Raw genomic sequence first — 19,823 nt, 5'->3', positions numbered from 1 at the left:
GATTCGGTGGATGGCGGTCGGGTCGCCGTGTAGCGTCGGCGTCTCGAAAACACTTCGCGCATTGGGGGTGTGCGTGCTCGGCATCGACGGCTGCCTGACCCGGATCATGGGCATTCCCGGGGCCCGCCGGGTCACCCTGGTGGACTGCGCGAGCGGGCTCGCGATCGCGGCCGCGGGCCGCGACGACCCGCTCGACCAGCACGAGGACGCGGCGGGCACGACCGACGTGGTGCGCGCCGTGCTGGACAGTCCGGCGCTGTGCGCGGCCCCGGCGGGCGACGACATAGAAGAGATCATCGTGTGCGGGTCCGCCGGTTACCACCTGCTCACTTTGATCAACACCTCGTTCGACGGCCGGCTGTTCCTGCATTTACTGATCGACCGCGAAACCGGCAACCTCGCACTGGCCCGGATACGCACCCGGACGCTGATCGAGGAAATGGCGGGATCCGGCCATGGCGCCTGACATTCCGGCGGCCTTTTCCGGCCGCTCGCTGGCCGCCGCGCTGGAGAGGCTGGAAGGAGACCGCCGCACCGGAACGCTGCGGGCGGGCGACGAGGGCGCGCTGCACATCGTCGACGGCGCGATCGCGTTCGCCGAGAGCCGCGGCACGGCGGGGCTCGACCGGCTGGCCGGCATGAAGGGCATGGGCGACAGGGACGGCAGGGAGGGCAGGGAGGGCGCGGACGCGGAGGTCCTGGAGGTCCTGGGCGATCCGCGGCTGGAGGCGCTGGCGCTGCTGGCGATGTTCGACGCCGCGTACTTCCTGCTCGGTTCCGGTGCGGAGGCGGAGTTCACGGAGGGGCCGCCGCACCGGCTGGCGCCGCTGTGCCGGATCGCGCCGGGCGCGCTCCTCGCCGAGTGCGCGCGCCGCGGGGCCCGGCTGGACGCGGTGTGGCCGGGGGCCGCGGCCGACCGGGCGCCGGTCGTCCCGGTCCGCCGGGTCGACCGGCAGCGGGTCGTGCTGACCGGGCTGCAGGCGGAGATCCTGCTGAACGCCGACGGCCGTCGGGGTCCGGCCGAGCTGGCCCGCGATCTCGGGCGCTCCACGTTCGGGTGCCTGCTGGCCGTACGGGTGCTGATCGCGGCCTCGCTGGTCCGGCCGCCCCGCCCGGGCGCCCCCGGGCCGCCGGCCGCCGGACCGGCGCCGGAGCCGCCGCCCCGGCGGGTCCGGGTCGTCCCGGATCCGGGGGAGGCGGCGGGCTGGGAGCCGGTGGAGCGCGATGTGCTCCTGCGGCTGCGGGCGGGGCTGGAGGAGCTCGCGTGACGTGCTGAGACGGCGCTGGGGATCGATGATCGAAAGGTTGGCGAACGTGGCGTTCCACGAGCGGATCGACGGCCGCGGCGCGGCGGTGCCCGCCCCGGCCGTGCTGGCCGTGCTCACCGCGCTGCGGGCGCGGGTCCCCGACCTCACCGGCAGCGTCGTGGCCTCCAGCGACGGCCTGCTGATCGCGCACGACCTGCCGGACGGCGTCGAGCCGTCGGGCATGGCCGCGCTGACCGCCGCCGAGCTGGCGCTGTCGCACCGGATGGCCTCGACCGCGCACGGCGGCGGGTTCCACGAGGTCGTCGTGCACGGCACCAGCGGTTACGTGGTGGTCTACTCGGCCGGCTGGAGCGCCTCGCTCACCGTGCTGTCGGGCCCGGGCGTCAACGTCGGCCGGCTGCATCTGGAATCGCGCCCCGCGGCCCGGGCCATCGCCGCGTTGCTGGCCGGGGCGCGGGCCCCCTCGTCCCCGTCCGCGGCGCCGGCGCCGCCGGAGGAAGGAACCGCACCATCTGACCGCGCCGCCCGTGAAGTGAACCAGTGAAGGGAGCACGCATGTCCAACATGGACGTCTCGCTGAAGGACATGATGGCGATCGACGGTGCCGTCGGCGCCGCCGTCGTCGACTACAACAGCGGCATGGCCCTCGGGTCGCTGGGCAGTTCCAAGAGCCTGGACCTGCAGGTCGCCTCGGCCGGCAACACCGAGGTCGTCCGGGCCAAGATGCGCACGATCGAGCAGCTCGGCCTCAAGGACGACATCGAGGACATCCTCATCACCCTGTCCAGCCAGTACCACGTGATCCGGCCGGTGACCGGCCGCAAGGGCAAGGGCCTGTTCGTCTACCTGGCGCTGGACCGCAACCGGTCCAACCTGGCCATGGCGCGCCACCAGCTCAAGCAGGTCGAGGAGGGCCTGCAGGTCTGACCGCGGACCACCACGCCCCCGTCCCGGCCGGTTGCCGACGGCGCACCGGCCGGGACGGGCCCGCGCCCGGCGCCCTCAGCCCGCCGGGGAGCGGATGCCGTTCTCGAACGTGCGGATCACGGTGGCGGTGACGCCGTGGCGGGGGAGCAGCCCCTTGTCGGCGTCCTCGACGCCGGTGAAGACCAGGGACCAGAGGGTGTGCTGGATCCATTCCGGGCTGAGCTCGGCGTCGAACACGCCCTCGGCCTGCCCGCGCCGGATGAGGTCCAGCACCGGGTCGTCGGCGAACCGCTCGTCCCCCTCGCAGTCCTCCTCGGCGGCGTCGCCCCAGCGCGCGCGGGGGCCGTACTCCTCCAGCACGCGCGGGTCGCCCCACAGGAACATGATCCGGTCGCCGGACTCGACCATCGCGGCGACCAGCCGGCGCATCGCCTCCAGCGGCGGCCCGTCGCCGATCGCGGCGCCCTCCACCGAACGGCCGATCGCCTCGACGGAGTCGTCGACCACGGCCCTCATCAGCTCGTCGCGGTCGGGGAAGTAGCGGTGCAGCGTGCTGCGCCCGACGTCGGCCGCCTCGGCGATCTCGGCCAGGGTCGCGCCGCGCCGGCGGGCCAGCAGCGAGGCGGCGGCGCCGAGGATCGCGCGGCGGGTGCGGCCGCGCACCCCGGACTCGGGGGACTCGGTGGTGCTCATCGCAGGAAAAGTATCACTTGACAACCATCGCGGGACTTGTGACCCTCTCTTCGGGACATTGCTGTCCCAAAAATAGAGCTTGGATTCCAAGTCTGGGAAGAGGGTGCTCGTATGGGATCGACGGCTCCGGCTGTCGTCGCCGAGGCGGTGCACAAACGGTTCGGCGCGACCGCCGCGCTCGCCGGCTTCGATCTGGAGGTGGGGGAGGGAACGGTCTGCGGGCTGCTCGGGCCCAACGGCGCGGGCAAGACCACCGCGGTGCGGATCCTGAGCACGCTGCTGCGCGCCGACTCCGGCCGCGTCACCGTGGCCGGGCACGACGTGGCCAGGGACGGCGCCCGGGTACGGCGCCGCATCGGGCTGACCGGGCAGCATCCGGCCGTGGACGAGGTCCTCACCGGCCGGGAGAACCTGGAGATGTGGGCGCGGCTCTACCACCTGCGCGCCCGCGCCGCCCGCGCAAGGGCCGGCGAGCTGCTGGAGCGGTTCGGCCTCGCCGACGCCGCCGGCAAGCGCGTCAAGCACTACTCCGGCGGCATGCGCCGCCGCCTCGACCTGGCGGCGAGCTTCATCCTGGCCCCGCGCGTGCTGTTCCTGGACGAGCCCACCGTCGGCCTGGACCCGCGCGGCCGCACCGAGGTGTGGGAGGCCGTCCGCGCCCTGGTCGCCGGGGGCACCACGGTCCTGCTCACCACGCAGTACCTGGACGAGGCCGACCGGCTGGCGCACCAGATCGCGGTGCTCGACGCCGGCCGGGTGATCGCCGACGGGCCGCCCGAACGGCTCAAGTCCGCGATCGGCGGCGACCGGATCGACCTGGTGCTGCGCGAACCGTCCGGCGTCCCGGCGGCGGAGCGGGTGGTCGCCCGCGTGACCGGGGCCGGGCCGGACACCGGCCGGGACGCCCGCCGGGTCAGCGCGCCCGTACGGGACCGGATCGGCGCGCTGACGGAGGTCATGCGGGCGCTGGCCGAGGAGGGCGTCGAGGTCGAGGACGTGGCGCTGCGGCGCCCGACGCTCGACGAGGTGTTCCTGCGCCTCACCGGCCGTCCCGCCGAGGCGGGCGGGCCTGGCGGCGCCGGCGCGCCGGCCGCGGAGGTGGTCGCATGACTGCGCCGCCCGTGCCGCCCGTGCCGGCGCTGCCATCGGGGCCGCTGTCCCGGCTGGGCTGGGCGTGGCTGGACGGCTGGACGGTCGCCCGCCGCGAGCTGATCCACTGGATCCGCAACCCCGGCATGGTCGTCTTCCAGGTGCTCTGGCCGATCATGCTGGTGCTGATGTTCGGCTACGTGTTCGGCAGCGCGATGACGGTCGACGGCGGCGGCGACTACCGCGAGTTCCTGATGCCGGGCATGTTCGCGCAGACGATGATGTTCGGCATCTCGCTGACGATCACGATGGTGTCGACCGACGCCGCCCGGGGCGTCACCGACCGGTTCCGCTCGATGCCGATGTCGCCGTCCGCGGTGGTCCTGGGGCGCGGCCTGTCGGACGTGGTCAACTCCGCCCTCGACCTGGCCGTCCTGGTCGGCTGCGGGCTGGCGGTCGGCTGGGGCTTCCATGAGGGGCCGGCGCGGGCGCTGGCGGCGATCGGCCTGCTCCTGCTGCTGCGGTTCGCGCTGACCTGGGTGGGCATCCTGGTCGGCCTGTCGGTCAAGCCCGAGGCCGCGGCGATGGCGTGGGCGCCGCTCTTCCCGCTGACCATGGTGTCCAACACGTTCGTCTCGCCGGACCAGATGCCCGGCTGGCTGGGCGCGGTCGCCGCGTGGAACCCGATGTCGGCCACGGTCGCCGCCTGCCGGGAGCTGTTCGGTAACCCCGGCCTGGGCGGCGACTCCTGGGCGGCGCAGCACGCGCTCCTGCTGGCGGTGGTGTGGCCGCTGGTCATCATCGCGGTCTTCATGCCGCTGGCGGTGCGCCGCTACCGGCGGCTGGACCGCTGATCGTCCGGTACGGCCGGGAGGCCCGCCTGGATGCAGTCCAGGACGCGCTCCAGGCCGTACCGGAACCGTTCCTCGGCGTCCATGTGGGGCTGCCGCGCCTCCTTGACCACCCGGGCGAACATCGGGTGCTCCCCGTCGGCGAGCAGCTTCCGGACGTACGCGCCGCTGCGCCCCATCATGGCCTCGCGGTCCAGCCCGCTGCGGCGCTCCTCCTCCCGCCAGGCCAGCTCCTGCTGGGCGGCGTCGTCGACGTAGCCCATGAGAAGCCCGAACAGGACGAGGATGTCGTCGATCGGGAGGCCCAGATCCAGGGCCCCGAGGCCGAACTCCAGCAGCCGCAGCTGGGCGGGCCCGAACGAGCCGCGCGGGCGCTCCACGCCGCACAGCCACGGGTGGCGCAGCCGCAGCGCGCGGGAGCGCTCGGCGACGAGCGTGAGGTCGGCGCGCCAGTCGCCCGACGGCCGGTCGGGCAGGTCCAGCTCGGCGGTCGCGTGGTCGACCATCAGGTCCACCAGGTCGTCGCGGCTGGGCACGTACCGGTACAGCGACATCGCGCCGGTCCCGATCTCGGCCGCGATCCGGCGCATGGACGCCGCCTCCAGGCCCTCGGCGTCGGCGATCCGGACGGCCGCGGCGGTGATCTGCGCGCGACTGTAGGCGGGCCGCGGCCCGCGCGCCGGCCGTTCGGGCCGCATCCAGATGTCGGCGTGCTCGGTCCCGCCGTTCGCGCCCTCGGCCACCGGCGTCACCCCCTTCGGCGATCAGTCTAGTTGCGTACGGCGTACCCGGTTGTTTACCCTGCGGGCAGTAATCGCGTACGACGTACCCAGTTATTGGAGGGGGAATGGCGGAACCCATCGTGGTCGCCGAGGGGCTACACAAGCGCTTCGGCGAGACGCGCGCGCTCCAGGGCCTCGACCTGGCCGTACCGGCGGGCGAGGTCTGCGGGGTCCTCGGGCCCAACGGCGCGGGCAAGACGACGCTGATCCGGATCCTGGCGACGCTGTCGGACCCCGACGCCGGCACCGCCCGGATCGGCGGGCACGACCTGGCCCGGGAGGCGGAGCGGGTGCGGACGCTGATCGGCCTGGCCGGGCAGCACGCCGCCGTGGACGAGAAGCTCACCGGCCGCGGCAACCTGCGCATGTTCGGGCGGCTCTGCCACCTGTCGCGCGCGGACGCCCGGCGCAGGGCCGACGAGCTGCTGGAACGGTTCGGGCTCGCGGAGGCCGCCGACCGCCAGGTCCTCGGCTACTCCGGCGGCATGCGGCGCCGGCTCGACCTGATCACCAGCCTGATCCTGCGCCCGCGGGTGCTGTTCCTGGACGAGCCCACCACCGGCCTGGACCCGCGCAGCCGCAACGATATCTGGGACAGCGTCCGCGAGCTGGTCGCCGACGGCACCACCGTGCTGCTGACCACCCAGTACCTGGACGAGGCCGACCAGCTTGCCGACCGGATCGCGGTGGTCGACCACGGCCGGGTGATCGCCGGGGGCTCCCCCGACGAGCTCAAGGGCATGATCGGCGACCGGCTGGACGTGGCGCTGGAGGACCCCGCGCGGACCCCGGCCGCGGCCGCCGTGCTCGGCGGCCTCACCGGCGGCGAGCCGGCGGCCGGACCCGCCGAGGGCCGGCTCAGCGTCCCGCTCGCCGGCGGTTCGGTACGGCTCGCCGACGTCGTGCGGGAGCTGGACCGGGCCGGGGTCGCCGCCGCCGACGTGAGCCTGCGCCGCCCCACCCTCGACGAGGTGTTCCTGCGCCTGACCGGCCGCCCCGCCGCCGGCGGGAACGTTGATGACCAGGGCGTCCATGACCGGAACAGCCGCGACCGGAACAGCCGCGACCGGAACAGCCGTGACCGGAACAGCCGTGACCGGGACGTCCGTGACAAGGAGGCCGTGTGATGGCCGCGCCGACCCTCGCCGCGCCGCCCGTCCGCTCGCGTACGGAACGCATCCGCTGGACCGTCGCCGACGGGCTCACGCTCGTCGGCCGCGAGCTGAGCCGGACCCGGCAGGAGCCCGGCGGGCTGGTCGCCGCGCTGATCTTCCCGGCGGTCATGGTGCTGCTGTTCGGATACGTGTTCGGCAGCGCGATCAAGGTGCCCGGCGGCGGGAACTACCGCGAGTACCTGATGCCCGGCCTGTTCGCCATGGTCACCTTCAGCTCGGTGATGGCGCTGACGATGCAGGTCGCCACCGACGCCTCCCGCGGCGTGATGGACCGCTTCCGCTCGATGCCGATGGCGCGCTCGGCCGTGCCGTTCGGGCAGACCGGCGCCGACGTCCTGACCGGCCTGCTCAGCCTGGCGATCATGGCCGGCACCGGGCTGCTGGTCGGCTGGCGCGCCCGCGAAGGCCTGCTGCCCGCGGCCGAGGCGTTCGCGCTGATCTTCGTGATGCGCTACGCGATGAGCTGGGTGGGCTGCTACCTCGGCCTGGTGGTGAGGAACGAGCAGGTCGCCGACCATCTGATGCCGCTGATGATGCCGGTCACGATGCTGTCGAACGCGTTCGTGCCGACCGCCGGGATGCCCGGCTGGCTCCGGTTCGTGTGCGACTGGAACCCCGCCAGCGCGCTGACCACCGCGTGCCGCGATCTGTTCGGCAACCCGGGCGTGCCCGCCGGGGACGTGGCGTGGCCGGTCGCCCACCCGGTGGCCGCCGTGCTGCTGTGGTCGGCGGTGCTGCTGGCGGTGTTCGTCCCGCTGTCGGTCCGGACCTACCGGCGCAAGGGCCGGTAGGTCCGGACCGCGGACCGGGTCAGACGCCGAACGGCGCCGGGTACTCGATCGTTCCGGACGGGAGCGGCGCGGCCCCGGTGCCGTTCAGGGGCAGCGCCATCAGGGCCTCGTCCGGCACCTCGAACGAGGCCCGGATGCCCATCCGCGAGGCCGGGACGAACCCGAACCTCGGGTAGTACTCCGGATGCCCGAGGACGACGGCCAGCGCTTCGCCCTGCTCGGCGGCCGCCCGCAGCGCCGCCCGCGTGACGGCCGTGCCCGCGCCGCGCTTGTGGTACGCGGGCAGGACCGACACCGGGGCCAGCGCGACGGCGTCCGCGCCGCCGATCCGGCAGCGGGTCAGCAGCGCGTGCCCGGCGATCTCACCGTCGGGCGTCTCGGCCACCCAGGACAGGCCCGGGATCCAGGCCGGGTCGGCGCGCAGGGCGTCGACCAGGTCGGCCTCCTCGGCGGTGGGGAACGCCGCCCGCACGACCGCGTGGACGGCCTCGGCGTCGCGCCCGGTCTCCGGGCGGGTGCTCCACTCGATCGTCTCGTTCGCCTTGAGCACGGCGCTCACCGCTTCTTCCCGTCGACCTTGTACTTCTGCCGCAGCGATCTGCTGATCTCCTTGTAGCGGCCGGCGCGCTCGGCGCGCAGCCGGGCGTCGCCGCGCGAGGCCGCCCACTCGTTCTCGCGCAGCAGCCTGCGGTAGCTGTCGAGGCGGCGTTGCGGCAGCTCGCCGCGCTCGACGGCGGCGAGCACGGCGCAGCCGGGCTCGCTGTCGTGGGCGCAGTCGCCGAAGCGGCACTCGGCCGCCAGCTCCTCCACGTCGGTGAAGGTCTGCTGGATGCCGTCGGCGGCGTCGAACAGGCCGACGCCGCGCAGCCCGGGCGTGTCGATGAGCACGCCGCCGGCCGGCAGCGGCAGCAGCTCGCGGCGGACGGTGGTGTGCCGGCCCTTGCCGTCCTGGTCGCGGACGGCGCCGGTGGCGAGCACGTCGGCGCCCAGCAGCGCGTTGGCCAGCGTCGACTTGCCGGCCCCGGACACGCCGAGCAGGACGACGGTGCCGGTGAGCACGGCGGTGACGATGTCGACGCCGTCCCCGGTGAGGGCGCTGCACGAGACGACGTCGACCCCGGGCGCCGCCTGGGCCACCTCGGCCTCGGCTGCGGCGGGGTCGGCGGACTCGTCGGCCTTGGTCAGCACGATCACCGGCCGGGCGCCGCTCTCCCAGGCCAGGGCGAGCAGCCGCTCGATCCGGCCGAGCGAGACGGCACGGCCGTTGCCGGCGAGCGCGACGGTGATGGCGACGGTGTCGATGTTGGCGGCCAGGACCTGCCCGCGCGAGTCGCGGGCGGCCGAGGACCGCACGATGGCGGTACGGCGGGGGAGCAGCGCGGTGAGCGCCGGGTGCTCCCTGGTGCGCAGCGCCGCCCAGTCGCCGGTGCACGGCCCCGCGGCGGGATCGGCCGTGGTCACGGGTGCGGTGTCGGCGCGGACGACGCCGTTCTCGGTGACGGCGTCGCAGCGGCCGCGGTCGACGGCGGCGACGCGTGCGGGCACGAGGCCCTGCTCACGGTACTGGGCGAACTCTTGCTCCAGGCCCTCGTCCCAGCCATAGGTGAGGAGGGCCTGCGGAATCGCGAAAGACAACGGAGTGAAACCCCTGTGTGAAGGGGCCCGGTGACGCCTCTGGAAGGGCCGTCAGCCTCGGGCCCGGGAAATGAGGATGGCTCGTGTGCTGCGCGCAGCAGCAACAACCGCGACGGCCATCAACCCACCTCCCTGAACTCCGCGTTCGAACAAGTCGCTGCGCCGAGGTTACCCGCCCGGCAGGGCGTCCCGCCACCGGCTTCGTGAAGATCACCCGTACGGGGGAGCCGGATCGCCCCCGCCGGGGAGGATTCGCGCGGCCGGAGCGCGAAGGATCGCAGGCATGGTGACGATGACCGCACGGCGCAGGACCGATCCGCGGATATGGGCGGCGGCCGGCGTTCCCTGGCTGATCGCGTACGGAGCGCTTCAGGCCTACTGGGCGCTGGGGCACCGGCCCGCGGAACTCTCCCCGGTCGGTGAGGACCTGGTGCTCGTCAGCGGGTGGGGGATGGCCGGCCTGTGCGCGGCGGGCGCGATGGTGCTGGCGGGGCTGGCCGCGGCGCCGGGCGGGGGCGGGGCGAGGCGGCCGCTCCTGGCGGCGGCGTGGGGATCCTGCGCGGCGATGGTGGCGTCCGGGGCGCTGCTTCTGCTGGACGTGATCGGCGCGATCCTGCCGGGGCTGGGCATCGAGTTCTTCCCGCTCGGTGCGCTGAGCAGGGTCGCGTGCGTGGGCGGCGGCGCGCTGATCGGGCTGGCGGCGCTGGCGTACCAGCGCGGGACCCGGGCGGCGTGCGCGGAGTGCGGGCGGCCGGCGGGCGCGCGCGGCCCGCTGGAGCGCACCCCGGCCTGGGCGTACGCCGCCGCCTACGCCGCGGTCGCGGGCTGCGCGGTACGGGTGGCCGCCCAGCTGGTGGTGGGACTGGACGAGAACCCGCTCGCGTCCGGGGCCTCGGCGCTGGTGTTCGAGATCGGGTTCCTGCTCGGCGGCAGCCTGCTTCCGCTGGCGCTGGTCCACGCCTGGGGGCGGGTCTGGCCGCGCTGGATTCCGGGCCTGGCCGGGCGGGCCGTGCCGCGCCGGCTGGTGCTGTGGCCCGGCGCCGCGATCTCGGCCGGGCTGGTCGTCTACTTCGGGCTGATGCTGCTCCAGATGATCTCCGAGCGGCTCCAGGGGCGGAACCCGTTCCCGCCGTCGGGCGGCCTGGACCTGCCCGAGGCGTTCTTCTGGTTCGCCGTTCCGGGGTATCTGGCCTGGGGGATCGGGATGGCGGTCGCGGCCGCCGCGTACGCCCGGCTGACCCGGGACGGCTGCGCCCGCTGCGGCCGGTGAACCTCGATCAAAAGGGGTGATCACGGACATCGCCGGTTATGGTGATGTCAACGACCGGACCATTGTGGGGGCGTGGCCGTGGACGAACAGGTGGACAGGGCGGGCGAGCACCCGCCGGCCGGGCGGGAGGACGCGGGCCCTCCGCCCCTCGCGGTGCTCGACCGGGCCGCCGCCGAGCGCATCGAGGAGCTGTGGAACGGGCTGGCGCCCGCCGCGGCCGAGGCCGCCCGGCTGGCCGCGGGCGTGAGCGAGCCGGTGCGCCAGGCCGCCCGCGACGCCGCCGGCCGCGCCGCCGCCGGGGCCGAGCGGCGCACCGGCGCGCTGCGCGCCCGCGTCCGGCCCGGCGAGCCCGAAGAGGCGCCCGGCGAGGAGCCCGCGCCGGCCGAGGAGCGCGTGTGAACCCGGAGAAGATCGTCCGCCTGCTCGGCATGCGCTACGCCACCGCCGCGCTCGTCCTGCTGGCCGTGGCCGCCCTGTACGGCGCCGCGGCCCTCTCGCGCCCCGCCGCCGACGCCACCGGCCCCGGACGGGACGCTCCCGTCACGTCCGCCGTCGCCGTGTGCCCCGGAAGGGAAGGCACCCGGATGACCCTCCAGAGCGCCTCTCAGGACGTTCTGGAGGCCAAGGCGAAGCAGCCCGGCCGCGCCGACCTCCACCCGACCCGCGGCGGCGCGCCCGCGGGCTCGCTCGCGTCCTTCGGCGGCGGCCTGCTCAAGGACCTGCCGGACCCGGGCGACGACTCGTACACCGTTCGGGCGCAGGGTGCCCTCGCAGCGGGCCTGGAGGCCGAGCAGACCACCCACTGGCCGGGCGGCAAGGACCGCGGGCTGGCGGGCACCCGCTGCGCCCGCCCCGGCACCGACCTGTGGTTCCTCGGCCCGGGCCCGGTCGCGGCCGAGAGCGTCCAGCTGCACCTGGCCAACGTGGACCGTCAGCCCGCCGCGGTCGACCTCACCGCCCTGTCCGGCGACGGCCCCCTCGACACCACCGACGGCCGCGGCATCCCCGTCCCGCCGTACGGCACCGAGGTCATCGAGATCGGGAAGTCCGCCGAGGGGCTGGGCGACACCGTCAAGACCGCGAGCGACCTGGCCCTCCGCGTCCGCGCCACCGCCGGCCGCGTCGCCGCGTCCGTCCGCGTCCGGATCGCCGGGGGCGAGGGCATCGAGTGGCTGCCGCTCTCGCCGCCCCCGGCGACCTCGCTGATCGTCCCCGGCGTTCCCGCGGGGGAGGGCAGGCGCCGCGTGCTGGTCGCCGTCCCGGGCGAGGAGAACGCCGGCATCAAGGTCCAGGTGATCGGCCCCGACGGCGCGTTCGCCCCCGAAGGCCAGGACACCCTGGACGCCCCCGCCGGCACCGTCACCGCCGTCGACCTCGACCGCGCCCTGTCCGGCAAGCCCGCCGCCGTACGGCTGGTCTCCGACCGCCCGATCCTGGCCGGCCTGGACGCCCAGAAGGGCGCCGACGTCGCCTACGGCACCGCGACCCCGCCGCTGACGCCCGGCGCCTTCGGCGCGGTCTCCGACAACCGCTTCGACACCACGGTCACGTTGACCGCCCCCCACGGCCCCGCCGACGTGCGCGTCATCCCGATGACCTCCCAGGGCCCCGGGACCCCCAAGGACGTGCGGGTCCCGTCCGAACGCACCGTGGACGTCAAGCTGCCCGCCCCATCAGGCGACAACCAGGGCCTCCTGATCGTTCCCCGGCCAGGCTCGGGCCCCGTCCACGCCGTACGCACCCAGTCGACGGGCAAGGACGACAAGGCCCTCTTCACCACCCTGCCCGTCCCCCCAGCGATCACCACGCTCCGCCTCCCCCCGGTAGGCGACACCCAGAGCGTCCTTTACTGACCCCGAGCCCGCTTACTCCTCGTAGCTGGGGTCCACGGATTCGGGGGAGAGGCCCAGGAGGTCGGCCACCTCCTCGACCAGGAGGTCGCGGATGAGGCGGGCGGTCTCGCGGTCGCCGGTGGCGCGGGCCTCGATGGGGCGGCGGAAGACGACGATGCGGACGGGGGCGGCGCCGTCGGCGGGGCGGGTCTGGCCCAGCGGTACGGGGGCGTCGGACCAGGGCTCGACGGCGGGGACGTCCTCGACCGCGAACTCGACGCGGGCCAGCTCGCGCTCCCAGCGGCGGCCGAGCCGGCGCACCTCGTCGGCGACGAGGTCGTCGAAGCGCTCCGCCCGGGTGCGGGAGACAGGGGCCTGCGGGGGCGTCAGAGGGCCGCGGAGGCCGCGACCGTGCCGGTCGCGGCGGCGCACGCCTGCCACACGGGATCGCACGCCTCCACACTACCCCTCGACCACCTCTGGCGACCCATGGAGGCGGCGGTCGCACCGCATTCGAGCGGGCACGGTATGTGATTGTTGCGCGGGAATTAGGGCGGTAACGGCGACACGTCTGCGCGGGTGGTGGCGGAGTCGGCGGCTGGGAGGTACGGTCGGCCATCGTGAGCCCCGTCCGCATCTGCTCCCGCACCGCCTGCAAGGCGCCGGCAGTCTTCACGCTCACGTACGTCTACCGCGACTCGACCGCGGTCCTGGGGCCGCTCGCCACGTACGCCGAGCCGCACTGCTACGACCTGTGCGCGGAGCATTCCGAGCGGCTCACCGCTCCGATGGGATGGGAACTGGTCCGGCTTCCGGTGGAGGAGGACCCCGAGCCGAGCGCCGACGACCTGGAGGCCCTCGCCGACGCGGTGCGGGAGGCGGCCAGGCCCGCGCCCGGCACCGGCCAGGAGCCGGTGGGTCAGGGCACCGAGGTCGGCCGCCGCGGCCACCTGCGGGTGCTGCGCTCCGAGCCCGCGGGGACGCAGCCCGGCCAGGAGTGACCCCGGACGGGTGGTAAGGCGGCCGTGCCCGGCTCCCTTCGATAGGCTCGTTCCCCACATGGCGTCGTGGTGAGAACGCCGTGCCCGGCACCGATGAGACCGACCAGGGAGCAGGAGTGGGCGACCTCGCCAAGATCTTCAAGGCGTACGACATCCGGGGCGTGGTCCCGGACGAGCTCGACGCCGCGACCGCGGAGGCGGCCGGCGCCGCCTTCGTGCGGGTGACCGGGGCCTCGGCCGTGGTGACCGCCCACGACATGCGCGAGTCGTCGGTGCCGCTGGCGGCGGCGTTCGCGCGCGGCGCGACGAGCCAGGGCGCGGACGTGGTGGAGGCCGGGCTGGGCTCGACCGACATGCTGTACTACGCCAGCGGCGCGCTCGACATGCCCGGCGCGATGTTCACCGCGAGCCACAACCCGGCCAAGTACAACGGGATCAAGCTGTGCCGGGCGGGCGCCAAGCCGGTCGGCCGCGACACGGGCCTGACCGAGATCCGCGACATGGTGGAGAAGGGCGTCCCGGCGTACGACGGCCCCGAGGGGAGCGTCTCCCAGCGGGACCTGCTCAAGGGGTACGCCGACCATCTGAAGACGCTGGTCGACCTGTCCGGGATCCGGCCGCTGAAGGTGGTCGTGGACGCGGGCAACGGCATGGGCGGGCACACCGTCCCGTCGGTGTTCGAGGGGCTGCCGATCGACCTGGTGCCGCTCTACTTCGAGCTGGACGGCACGTTCCCCAACCACGAGGCCAACCCGATCGAGCCGGCGAACCTCCGCGACCTCCAGGCGAAGGTCCGGGAGACGGGCGCCGACATCGGGCTGGCCTTCGACGGCGACGCCGACCGCTGCTTCGTGGTGGACGAGCGGGGCGAGATCGTCTCGCCGTCCGCGATCACCGCGCTGGTGGCGGTGCGGGAGCTGGCCAAGCACCCGGGCTCGCCGATCGTGCACAACCTGATCACGTCCAAGGCCGTGCCGGAGATCGTGGCCGAGCACGGCGGCAGCCCGGTCCGCACGCGGGTCGGGCACTCGTTCATCAAGCAGACGATGGCCGAGAGCGGCGCGGTGTTCGGCGGCGAGCACTCGGCGCACTTCTACTTCCGCGACTTCTGGTTCGCCGACTCCGGGATGCTGGCGGCGCTGCACGTGCTGGCCGCGCTCGGCGGGCAGAGCGAGCCGCTGTCGGCGCTGCTGGCCGAGTACACCCGGTACGCGGCGTCCGGCGAGATCAACAGCGAGGTGGCCGACCAGGCCGCCGCCGCCGAGCAGGTCCGCGCCGCGTTCGAGGGCCGGCCCGGCGTCACCGTCGACGAGCTCGACGGGCTGACCGTGGGCACCGACGACTGGTGGTTCAACCTGCGGCCCTCCAACACCGAGCCGCTGCTGCGCCTCAACGCGGAGGCCGCCGACGAGCAGACCATGGCCGGTATCCGGGACGAGGTCCTGGCCATCGTGAGGGGGAAGTGAACGTGAGGCTCGACACCTGGCTGCTGGAGATCCTGGCCTGCCCGAACTGCGGCGGCGAGCTGCGCGCCGAGGAGCGGGACGACGAGCTGGTGTGCACCGGCACGTGCGGCTACGCCTACCCGGTGCGCGACGACATCCCGGTCCTTCTGGTGGACGAGGCCAGGACCCCCGCCCCATGAGCGTCGGGGTCGACTCGGGGCGGCTGGACGATCCCGGGGCGATCGAGGAGGCCGATCCGGGCGGGATGCTGCGGCAGGTCGCCTCGTCGGCGGCGCAGATCCGGGAGGCGCGGCTGCTGGCCGCGGAGGCCGGGATCGAGACGCTGGCGGAGGACGGGCGGCCGCGGGCGATCGTGGTCACCGGCATGGGCGGCTCGGGCATCTCCGGTGACGTGCTGGCGGCCGTGTGCGGCTCCGGCTGCGCGGTGCCGGTCGTGACCGTCCGGGGCTACCACCTGCCCGGCTGGGTGGGCGCCGCCGATCTGGTGATCGCGGTGTCGTGCTCGGGCGCGACCGAGGAGACGCTGGTCGTGGCGGCGGAGGCGGCGCGGCGCGGGTGCCGGCTGCTGTTCGTCGGCGGCGCGGACTCGCCGCTGGCCGAGCTGGCCGGACGCAACCGGGGGCTGTTCGTCCCGGCGCGTTCGGTGGGGCAGCCGCGGGCGACGCTGTGGGGGCTGACCGTTCCGCTGCTGCTGGCCGCCCGCACGCTGAAGCTGCTCGACCTGCCGGACGAGGTGCTGGAGTCGGCCGCGGGCCGGCTGGAGGACGTCGCGCACCGGTGCCGCCCGGCGAGCGAGCCGTTCGTCAACCCGGCCAAGCGGATCGCGCTCGACCTGATGGGCGACGTGCCGCTGGTGTGGGGGACGTCACCGCTGGCCGGTACGGCGGCGTACCGCTTCTGCTGCCAGCTCAACGAGAACGCCAAGTACCCGGGGGTCTGGGGGGAGCTGCCCGAGTCCGGGCACAACCAGGTGGTGGCGTTCGACGGGTACTTCGCGGCCGCCCGCCGGGGCGGCGGCACGGACGACCAGGACGACTTCTTCCGGGACCGGGCGGACGACGCCGAGCACGGCCTGCACCTGGTCATGCTGCGCGACACCGCGGAGCATCCGCAGGTGGCGCGGCGCCGCGAGGTCACCGAGGAACTGGCCCGGGCGCGCGGGATCGCGGTCACGGAGATCGCCGCCGAGGGCGAGCATCCGCTGGAGAGAATCGCGACAATGATCGCGCTTTCGGACTACATCACGGTTTACTTGGCTATCGCGCTGGGGGCCGACCCCACACCGGTGTCGGCCATTCAAGAGCTCAAGGCAAGGATCGTTGATACATGAGTGCTGAGGGCGGAACCAAGGCGATCGTCGCCGCGCTGGCCGCCAACCTCGGAATCGCGGTGTCCAAGTTCGTCGCGTTCGTGTTCACGGGGTCGTCGTCCATGCTCGCCGAGTCGATCCACTCGGTGGCCGACTCCGGGAACCAGGGCCTGCTGCTGGTGGGGCGCAAGCGCTCCGAGCGCCAGCGCACGCCGCAGCACCCGTTCGGGTACGGCCGGGAGCGCTACTTCTACGCGTTCGTCGTCGCCGTCGTGCTGTTCACGGTCGGCGCGGTGTTCTCGCTGTACGAGGGCATCCACAAGATCACCGACCCGCACGAGGTGAAGTCGCCGGCCTGGGCGTTCGGCGTGCTGATCGCGGCGATCATCATGGAGACGTTCTCGTTCCGCACCGCGATCGTGGAGTCCAACCGCGTGCGCGGCAGCAAGTCGTGGGTGCAGTTCATCCGCCGTTCCAAGTCCCCCGAGCTGCCGGTCGTGCTGCTGGAGGACCTGGGCGCGCTGGTCGGCCTGATCCTGGCGCTGCTGGGCGTCACGATGGCCGTGGTGACCGGCAACGGCGTCTGGGACGGCGTCGGCACGGTGGCCATCGGCGTGCTGCTCGCCCTGATCGCGATCGTGCTGGCGCTGGAGACCAAGAGCCTGCTGATCGGCGAGGGCGCCGACCCGGAGGTCGAGCGGGAGATCCAGCGGGCGCTGGAGTCGGTGGACGAGGTCGACCGCGTCATCCACATGCGCACGCAGTACGTGGGCCCGGAGGAGATGCTGATCGCCGCCAAGATCGCGGTGCATCACGACGACACGGCCGCGGACGTGGCCCGGGGCATCGACGCCGCCGAGGCCAAGGTCAGGGAGCAGTTCCCGGTCGCCCGGCTGATCTACCTGGAGCCCGCCATCGACGAGGCCCGCCGGGACGAGGACACCGCGGCGACCGCCACGGACTCGCCCGCGTCCTCCTGACGCCGGGAGCGTTCGGAAGGGAAGGCGGTGCCTCGCCGGTCGGCGGCCTGTTGCCGGTCGACCCCAGCCCAGGCTTGACCGGCCGTACCCCGGCCGGCGAGGACGCCTTCCCATGCTCCCCGCCCGGACCCCTGAAGCCGGGCGGTTCTGGCGTGACCGCGGCGGCTCGCCGAACCCCCTATGTCGGCGGGCCACCGGTCGGTCACGGTTAAGACATTACGTGCCGCGTCCCCGCCCGGACGTCCCCCTGGAGGAGGGATCGCGGATCGTCCTCGAGGGGGATACGGGCTGATCGCATAACACCGCACGGTGAGGTGAGAAGGCGCCCGGAGCGGTCAGTATTGAGGGGTGACCAGCGACCAGCACTCCCAGACCCCGGCGCCGCCCGGACCGCCGCGCGAGCGCGGTGGCCCGCCCACCGGGTTCGGCGCGGGGCTCGTCCACCACGCGTGGCGGCTGTCCGGCCGGATCGTGGCGGGCGTGGGCCAGCTGCTGCTGTGGATCCTCACCGGCATCGGCCGCCTGCTGCGCCCCCTCGGCGCACGGATCGGCGCCAAGCTGTACGGCCGCCGCGCCGCCCCCGCCCCCGGCGGTCCCGGCAGTGACGGCCGTACCCGGATGGTCCCGGGCGCCGGTACGACCGCGCCGCTGCCGCGCTGGATCAACGCCTGGAGCGAGTTCACCCGGGCCTGGTACTTCGCCCCGCTCACCGGGCTCGCGCTGACCGTCGCCGCGCTCGCCGAGCTGGCGCCGCGGGTGGCGACGCCGCTGACCGTCGAGGGCGCGTTCGCCGTCGCGGGCACGCTGCCGCTGGTGTGGCGGGCGGAGTCGCTGCGCCCGGTCGCGGCCGTGGTGCTCGGCGCGTTCGCCGCCAGCCTGCTGACCGGCCAGACGGTGCTGGTCACGACCGCGTTCGCCGCGCTGTACACGCTGTACGCGCTGGGCCGGCAGCTGCCCCGGCAGTCGGCGGGCGCGCTGGCGGTCGGCGCGGCGGTGACCGTCGCGGTCGTCTACCTGGCGACGAGCACGCTGGACGACATCCCCTGGCCGGCCGCCGCCGTGGCCGTGCTGGCGGCGATCGGGCTGGGCGACGCGCGCCGGGCCGTGGAGACCGCGGACCGGACGCAGGCGGAGGCGCACGAGCGCACCAGCGAGACCCTCACCCGGCTGACCGCCGTCCAGCGCGAGCAGGCCGTGATGCGCGAGCGCGCCCGGATCGCCCGCGAGCTGCACGACGTGGTCGCGCACTCGGTCTCGATGATCGCCGTGCAGGCGGAGACCGCGCCGTACACGATGCAGAACCTCTCGCCGGAGGCCCGCGCGGGCTACTCCGAGATCGCCCGGACGGCCCGGGACGCCCTGGTGGAGATGCGCCGGCTGCTGAGCGTGCTGCGCGCCGACGCCAAGCCGGAGCCCGAGTCGGCGCCGCAGCCGCGCCTCGACCGGCTGCCGGACCTGATCGACCAGCACCGGGCCGCGGCCGGGCAGGTCGATCTGGCGGTGCAGGGCGAGCTGCGGTCGCTGTCGACGACGGTCGAGCTGTCGGCGTACCGGATCGTCCAGGAGGCGCTCACCAACGCGCGGCGGCACGCTCCCGGCGCCGGGGTGCGGGTGGAGCTGACCTACCTGCCGGACCGGCTGGCGGTACGGGTCCGCGACGACGGCTCGGCCGCGCAGACCATGGTGCTGGACCGGGACGGCGGCGCGCAGCGTACGGCCGTACTGGACCCGGCGAACCCGGCGAACCCGATGAACGCTGCCGGAAGCGGCCAGAGCGACCGTACGCGCCTGGAAACCCCGCATCAGGGTGAAGAGGGCGGCGGACATGGCCTCGTGGGCATGCGGGAACGTGCGACCATGCTGGGCGGACGGTTCTCCGCCGGCCCGGCCGCCGAGGGCGGGTTCCTGGTGGAGGCCGAGCTTCCGCTGACGAGGGAGGAGAGCCCCACCCGTGACCCCGGTTCCCAGCCGCCGCCCGGGCGGCCCTGACCGCCGTTCCGCGCGCCAGGGAGCGGCGGAGTGATCAAGGTTCTGATCGTCGACGACCAGACGATCGTGCGGGCCGGGTTCGCCGCGCTGCTGGACGCCCAGCCCGACATCTCCGTCGCCGGCGAGGCCGGCGACGGCCGGGAGGCGGTCCGGCTGGCCGAGGCCGAGCGGCCCGACGTGATCGTGATGGACATCCGGATGCCCGGCATGGACGGGATCGAGGCGACCCGCCGCATCCTGGCCAAGCCGTGGGCGGACGCCGTGCGGGTGCTGGTGCTGACCACGTTCGACGTGGACGAGTACGTCTACGACGCGCTCGCCGTCGGCGCCAGCGGGTTCCTGCTCAAGGACGCCACCGCCGACGAGCTGGTGTCGGCCGTACGGGTCGTGGCGCGCGGCGACTCGCTGCTCGCGCCGCAGGTCACCGGGCGGCTCATCCGCGAGTTCACCAAGCAGCGCCGCAACCAGCCGAAGGCGCCGTCGGAGCTGTCCACGCTCACCGCGCGGGAGACCGAGGTGCTCGTCCTGATCGCGGGCGGGCTGTCCAACGGCGAGATCGCCCAGCGGCTCGTGGTGAGCGAGCACACGGTCAAGACCCATGTCGCCCGCGTCTTCACCAAGCTGGGCCTGCGCGACCGCGCCCAGGCCGTCATGCTCGCGTACGAGTCCGGCGTGGTCGTCCCCGGCGAGAATCCGTCCGCGTAGACAGGCGCCCGGCGCCCTTCTCGCGCCGCGTGGCGTAGAATGACTGACCAGTCAGTCAAA

General features: G+C 74.3%; 23 protein-coding genes. 18 read left to right on the top strand and 5 right to left on the bottom strand.

The annotated features are described in order from the left end of the window. Positions 1-10: 10 nt before the first annotated feature. Genes AB0881_RS10440 through AB0881_RS10425 form a run of 4 tightly spaced genes read left to right on the top strand, consistent with a single transcriptional unit; the run spans position 11 to position 2,195 of the window. Positions 11-466: a hypothetical protein gene (locus tag AB0881_RS10440; RefSeq protein WP_366615966.1), complete on the top strand. Its 456-nt coding sequence runs from the start codon at positions 11-13 to the stop codon at positions 464-466. Then, on the top strand, positions 456-1,268 hold the full coding sequence (locus tag AB0881_RS10435) for a hypothetical protein (RefSeq protein ID WP_366615964.1): 813 nt from the start codon (positions 456-458) through the stop codon (positions 1,266-1,268). Before AB0881_RS10440 ends, AB0881_RS10435 begins: the two co-directional genes overlap by 11 nt. 25 nt (positions 1,269-1,293) lie before the next feature. Then, positions 1,294-1,812: a roadblock/LC7 domain-containing protein gene (locus AB0881_RS10430; RefSeq protein WP_366615962.1), complete on the top strand. Its 519-nt coding sequence runs from the start codon at positions 1,294-1,296 to the stop codon at positions 1,810-1,812. Positions 1,813-1,823: 11 nt separating this feature from the next. Then, the gene (locus AB0881_RS10425) at positions 1,824-2,195 is read left to right on the top strand and encodes a hypothetical protein (protein ID WP_366615961.1); all 372 of its coding nucleotides are present in this window, start codon (positions 1,824-1,826) and stop codon (positions 2,193-2,195) included. A 75-nt stretch (positions 2,196-2,270) separates the two neighbouring features. On the opposite strand, the gene AB0881_RS10420 is transcribed toward AB0881_RS10425, so the two are convergent. Further along, complete coding sequence (locus AB0881_RS10420) at positions 2,271-2,888, bottom strand: TetR/AcrR family transcriptional regulator (protein ID WP_366615959.1); 618 nt, start codon at positions 2,886-2,888, stop codon at positions 2,271-2,273. A gap of 111 nt (positions 2,889-2,999) precedes the next feature. On the opposite strand from AB0881_RS10420, the gene AB0881_RS10415 reads away from it, so the two are divergent. Both AB0881_RS10415 and AB0881_RS10410 read left to right on the top strand, forming a co-directional pair. Beyond that, positions 3,000-3,998: an ATP-binding cassette domain-containing protein gene (locus tag AB0881_RS10415; RefSeq protein WP_366615958.1), complete on the top strand. Its 999-nt coding sequence runs from the start codon at positions 3,000-3,002 to the stop codon at positions 3,996-3,998. After that, positions 3,995-4,831 carry an ABC transporter permease gene (locus AB0881_RS10410; RefSeq protein WP_366615956.1) on the top strand — a complete coding sequence of 279 codons (837 nt, stop codon included), beginning with the start codon at positions 3,995-3,997 and terminating at the stop codon, positions 4,829-4,831. Before AB0881_RS10415 ends, AB0881_RS10410 begins: the two co-directional genes overlap by 4 nt. Here AB0881_RS10410 and AB0881_RS10405 read toward each other — a convergent pair. Next, positions 4,810-5,571: a TetR/AcrR family transcriptional regulator gene (locus tag AB0881_RS10405; protein ID WP_366615954.1), complete on the bottom strand. Its 762-nt coding sequence runs from the start codon at positions 5,569-5,571 to the stop codon at positions 4,810-4,812. The genes AB0881_RS10410 and AB0881_RS10405 overlap by 22 nt on opposite strands. Positions 5,572-5,675: 104 nt before the next feature. On the opposite strand from AB0881_RS10405, the gene AB0881_RS10400 reads away from it, so the two are divergent. Both AB0881_RS10400 and AB0881_RS10395 read left to right on the top strand, forming a co-directional pair. Then, positions 5,676-6,737, top strand: a complete 1,062-nt coding sequence (locus AB0881_RS10400; RefSeq protein WP_366615952.1) for an ATP-binding cassette domain-containing protein — start codon at positions 5,676-5,678, stop codon at positions 6,735-6,737. Further along, on the top strand, positions 6,737-7,576 hold the full coding sequence (locus tag AB0881_RS10395; protein WP_366615951.1) for an ABC transporter permease: 840 nt from the start codon (positions 6,737-6,739) through the stop codon (positions 7,574-7,576). Before AB0881_RS10400 ends, AB0881_RS10395 begins: the two co-directional genes overlap by 1 nt. A gap of 19 nt (positions 7,577-7,595) precedes the next feature. Here the strand turns inward: AB0881_RS10395 and AB0881_RS10390 are convergent, their stop codons facing one another. Both AB0881_RS10390 and rsgA read right to left on the bottom strand, forming a co-directional pair. Next, positions 7,596-8,135: an N-acetyltransferase gene (locus AB0881_RS10390; RefSeq protein WP_366615949.1), complete on the bottom strand. Its 540-nt coding sequence runs from the start codon at positions 8,133-8,135 to the stop codon at positions 7,596-7,598. Then, positions 8,132-9,211 carry a ribosome small subunit-dependent GTPase A gene (rsgA, locus tag AB0881_RS10385; protein WP_366615947.1) on the bottom strand — a complete coding sequence of 360 codons (1,080 nt, stop codon included), beginning with the start codon at positions 9,209-9,211 and terminating at the stop codon, positions 8,132-8,134. Before rsgA ends, AB0881_RS10390 begins: the two co-directional genes overlap by 4 nt. A 283-nt stretch (positions 9,212-9,494) precedes the next feature. On the opposite strand from rsgA, the gene AB0881_RS10380 reads away from it, so the two are divergent. From AB0881_RS10380 to AB0881_RS10370, 3 genes are all read left to right on the top strand, one after another. After that, the gene (locus tag AB0881_RS10380) at positions 9,495-10,481 is read left to right on the top strand and encodes a hypothetical protein (RefSeq protein ID WP_366615946.1); all 987 of its coding nucleotides are present in this window, start codon (positions 9,495-9,497) and stop codon (positions 10,479-10,481) included. A 72-nt stretch (positions 10,482-10,553) separates the two neighbouring features. Further along, complete coding sequence (locus tag AB0881_RS10375; protein ID WP_366615944.1) at positions 10,554-10,880, top strand: hypothetical protein; 327 nt, start codon at positions 10,554-10,556, stop codon at positions 10,878-10,880. Beyond that, positions 10,877-12,334 carry a DUF5719 family protein gene (locus AB0881_RS10370; RefSeq protein ID WP_366615943.1) on the top strand — a complete coding sequence of 486 codons (1,458 nt, stop codon included), beginning with the start codon at positions 10,877-10,879 and terminating at the stop codon, positions 12,332-12,334. Before AB0881_RS10375 ends, AB0881_RS10370 begins: the two co-directional genes overlap by 4 nt. A gap of 12 nt (positions 12,335-12,346) precedes the next feature. On the opposite strand, the gene AB0881_RS10365 is transcribed toward AB0881_RS10370, so the two are convergent. After that, positions 12,347-12,766: a metallopeptidase family protein gene (locus AB0881_RS10365; RefSeq protein ID WP_366615941.1), complete on the bottom strand. Its 420-nt coding sequence runs from the start codon at positions 12,764-12,766 to the stop codon at positions 12,347-12,349. Between the two features lie 167 nt (positions 12,767-12,933). Here AB0881_RS10365 and AB0881_RS10360 point away from each other — a divergent pair, with 167 nt between their 5' ends. From AB0881_RS10360 to AB0881_RS10330, 7 genes are all read left to right on the top strand, one after another. Further along, positions 12,934-13,314, top strand: a complete 381-nt coding sequence (locus tag AB0881_RS10360; RefSeq protein WP_366615939.1) for a DUF3499 domain-containing protein — start codon at positions 12,934-12,936, stop codon at positions 13,312-13,314. Between the two features lie 116 nt (positions 13,315-13,430). Next, positions 13,431-14,780 carry a phosphomannomutase/phosphoglucomutase gene (locus AB0881_RS10355; RefSeq protein WP_366616201.1) on the top strand — a complete coding sequence of 450 codons (1,350 nt, stop codon included), beginning with the start codon at positions 13,431-13,433 and terminating at the stop codon, positions 14,778-14,780. 2 nt (positions 14,781-14,782) lie between these two features. Next, on the top strand, positions 14,783-14,959 hold the full coding sequence (locus AB0881_RS10350) for a Trm112 family protein (RefSeq protein ID WP_366615938.1): 177 nt from the start codon (positions 14,783-14,785) through the stop codon (positions 14,957-14,959). Further along, a complete protein-coding gene (locus AB0881_RS10345; protein WP_366615936.1) occupies positions 14,956-16,110 on the top strand; it encodes a bifunctional phosphoglucose/phosphomannose isomerase in 1,155 nt (384 codons plus the stop codon). Before AB0881_RS10350 ends, AB0881_RS10345 begins: the two co-directional genes overlap by 4 nt. Further along, positions 16,107-17,069 carry a cation diffusion facilitator family transporter gene (locus tag AB0881_RS10340; RefSeq protein WP_366615935.1) on the top strand — a complete coding sequence of 321 codons (963 nt, stop codon included), beginning with the start codon at positions 16,107-16,109 and terminating at the stop codon, positions 17,067-17,069. The genes AB0881_RS10345 and AB0881_RS10340 overlap by 4 nt, the downstream gene beginning before the upstream one ends. A gap of 348 nt (positions 17,070-17,417) precedes the next feature. After that, positions 17,418-19,058, top strand: coding sequence for a histidine kinase (locus tag AB0881_RS10335; protein WP_366615934.1), 1,641 nt, complete (start codon positions 17,418-17,420; stop codon positions 19,056-19,058). Between the two features lie 30 nt (positions 19,059-19,088). Continuing rightward, a complete protein-coding gene (locus AB0881_RS10330) occupies positions 19,089-19,763 on the top strand; it encodes a response regulator transcription factor (RefSeq protein ID WP_366615933.1) in 675 nt (224 codons plus the stop codon). Positions 19,764-19,823: the final 60 nt, after the last annotated feature.

The organism is Spirillospora sp. NPDC029432 (genome assembly GCF_040703975.1).
GTDB lineage: Bacteria > Actinomycetota > Actinomycetes > Streptosporangiales > Streptosporangiaceae > Spirillospora.
This window is presented reverse-complemented; position numbering and strand designations above follow the sequence as displayed.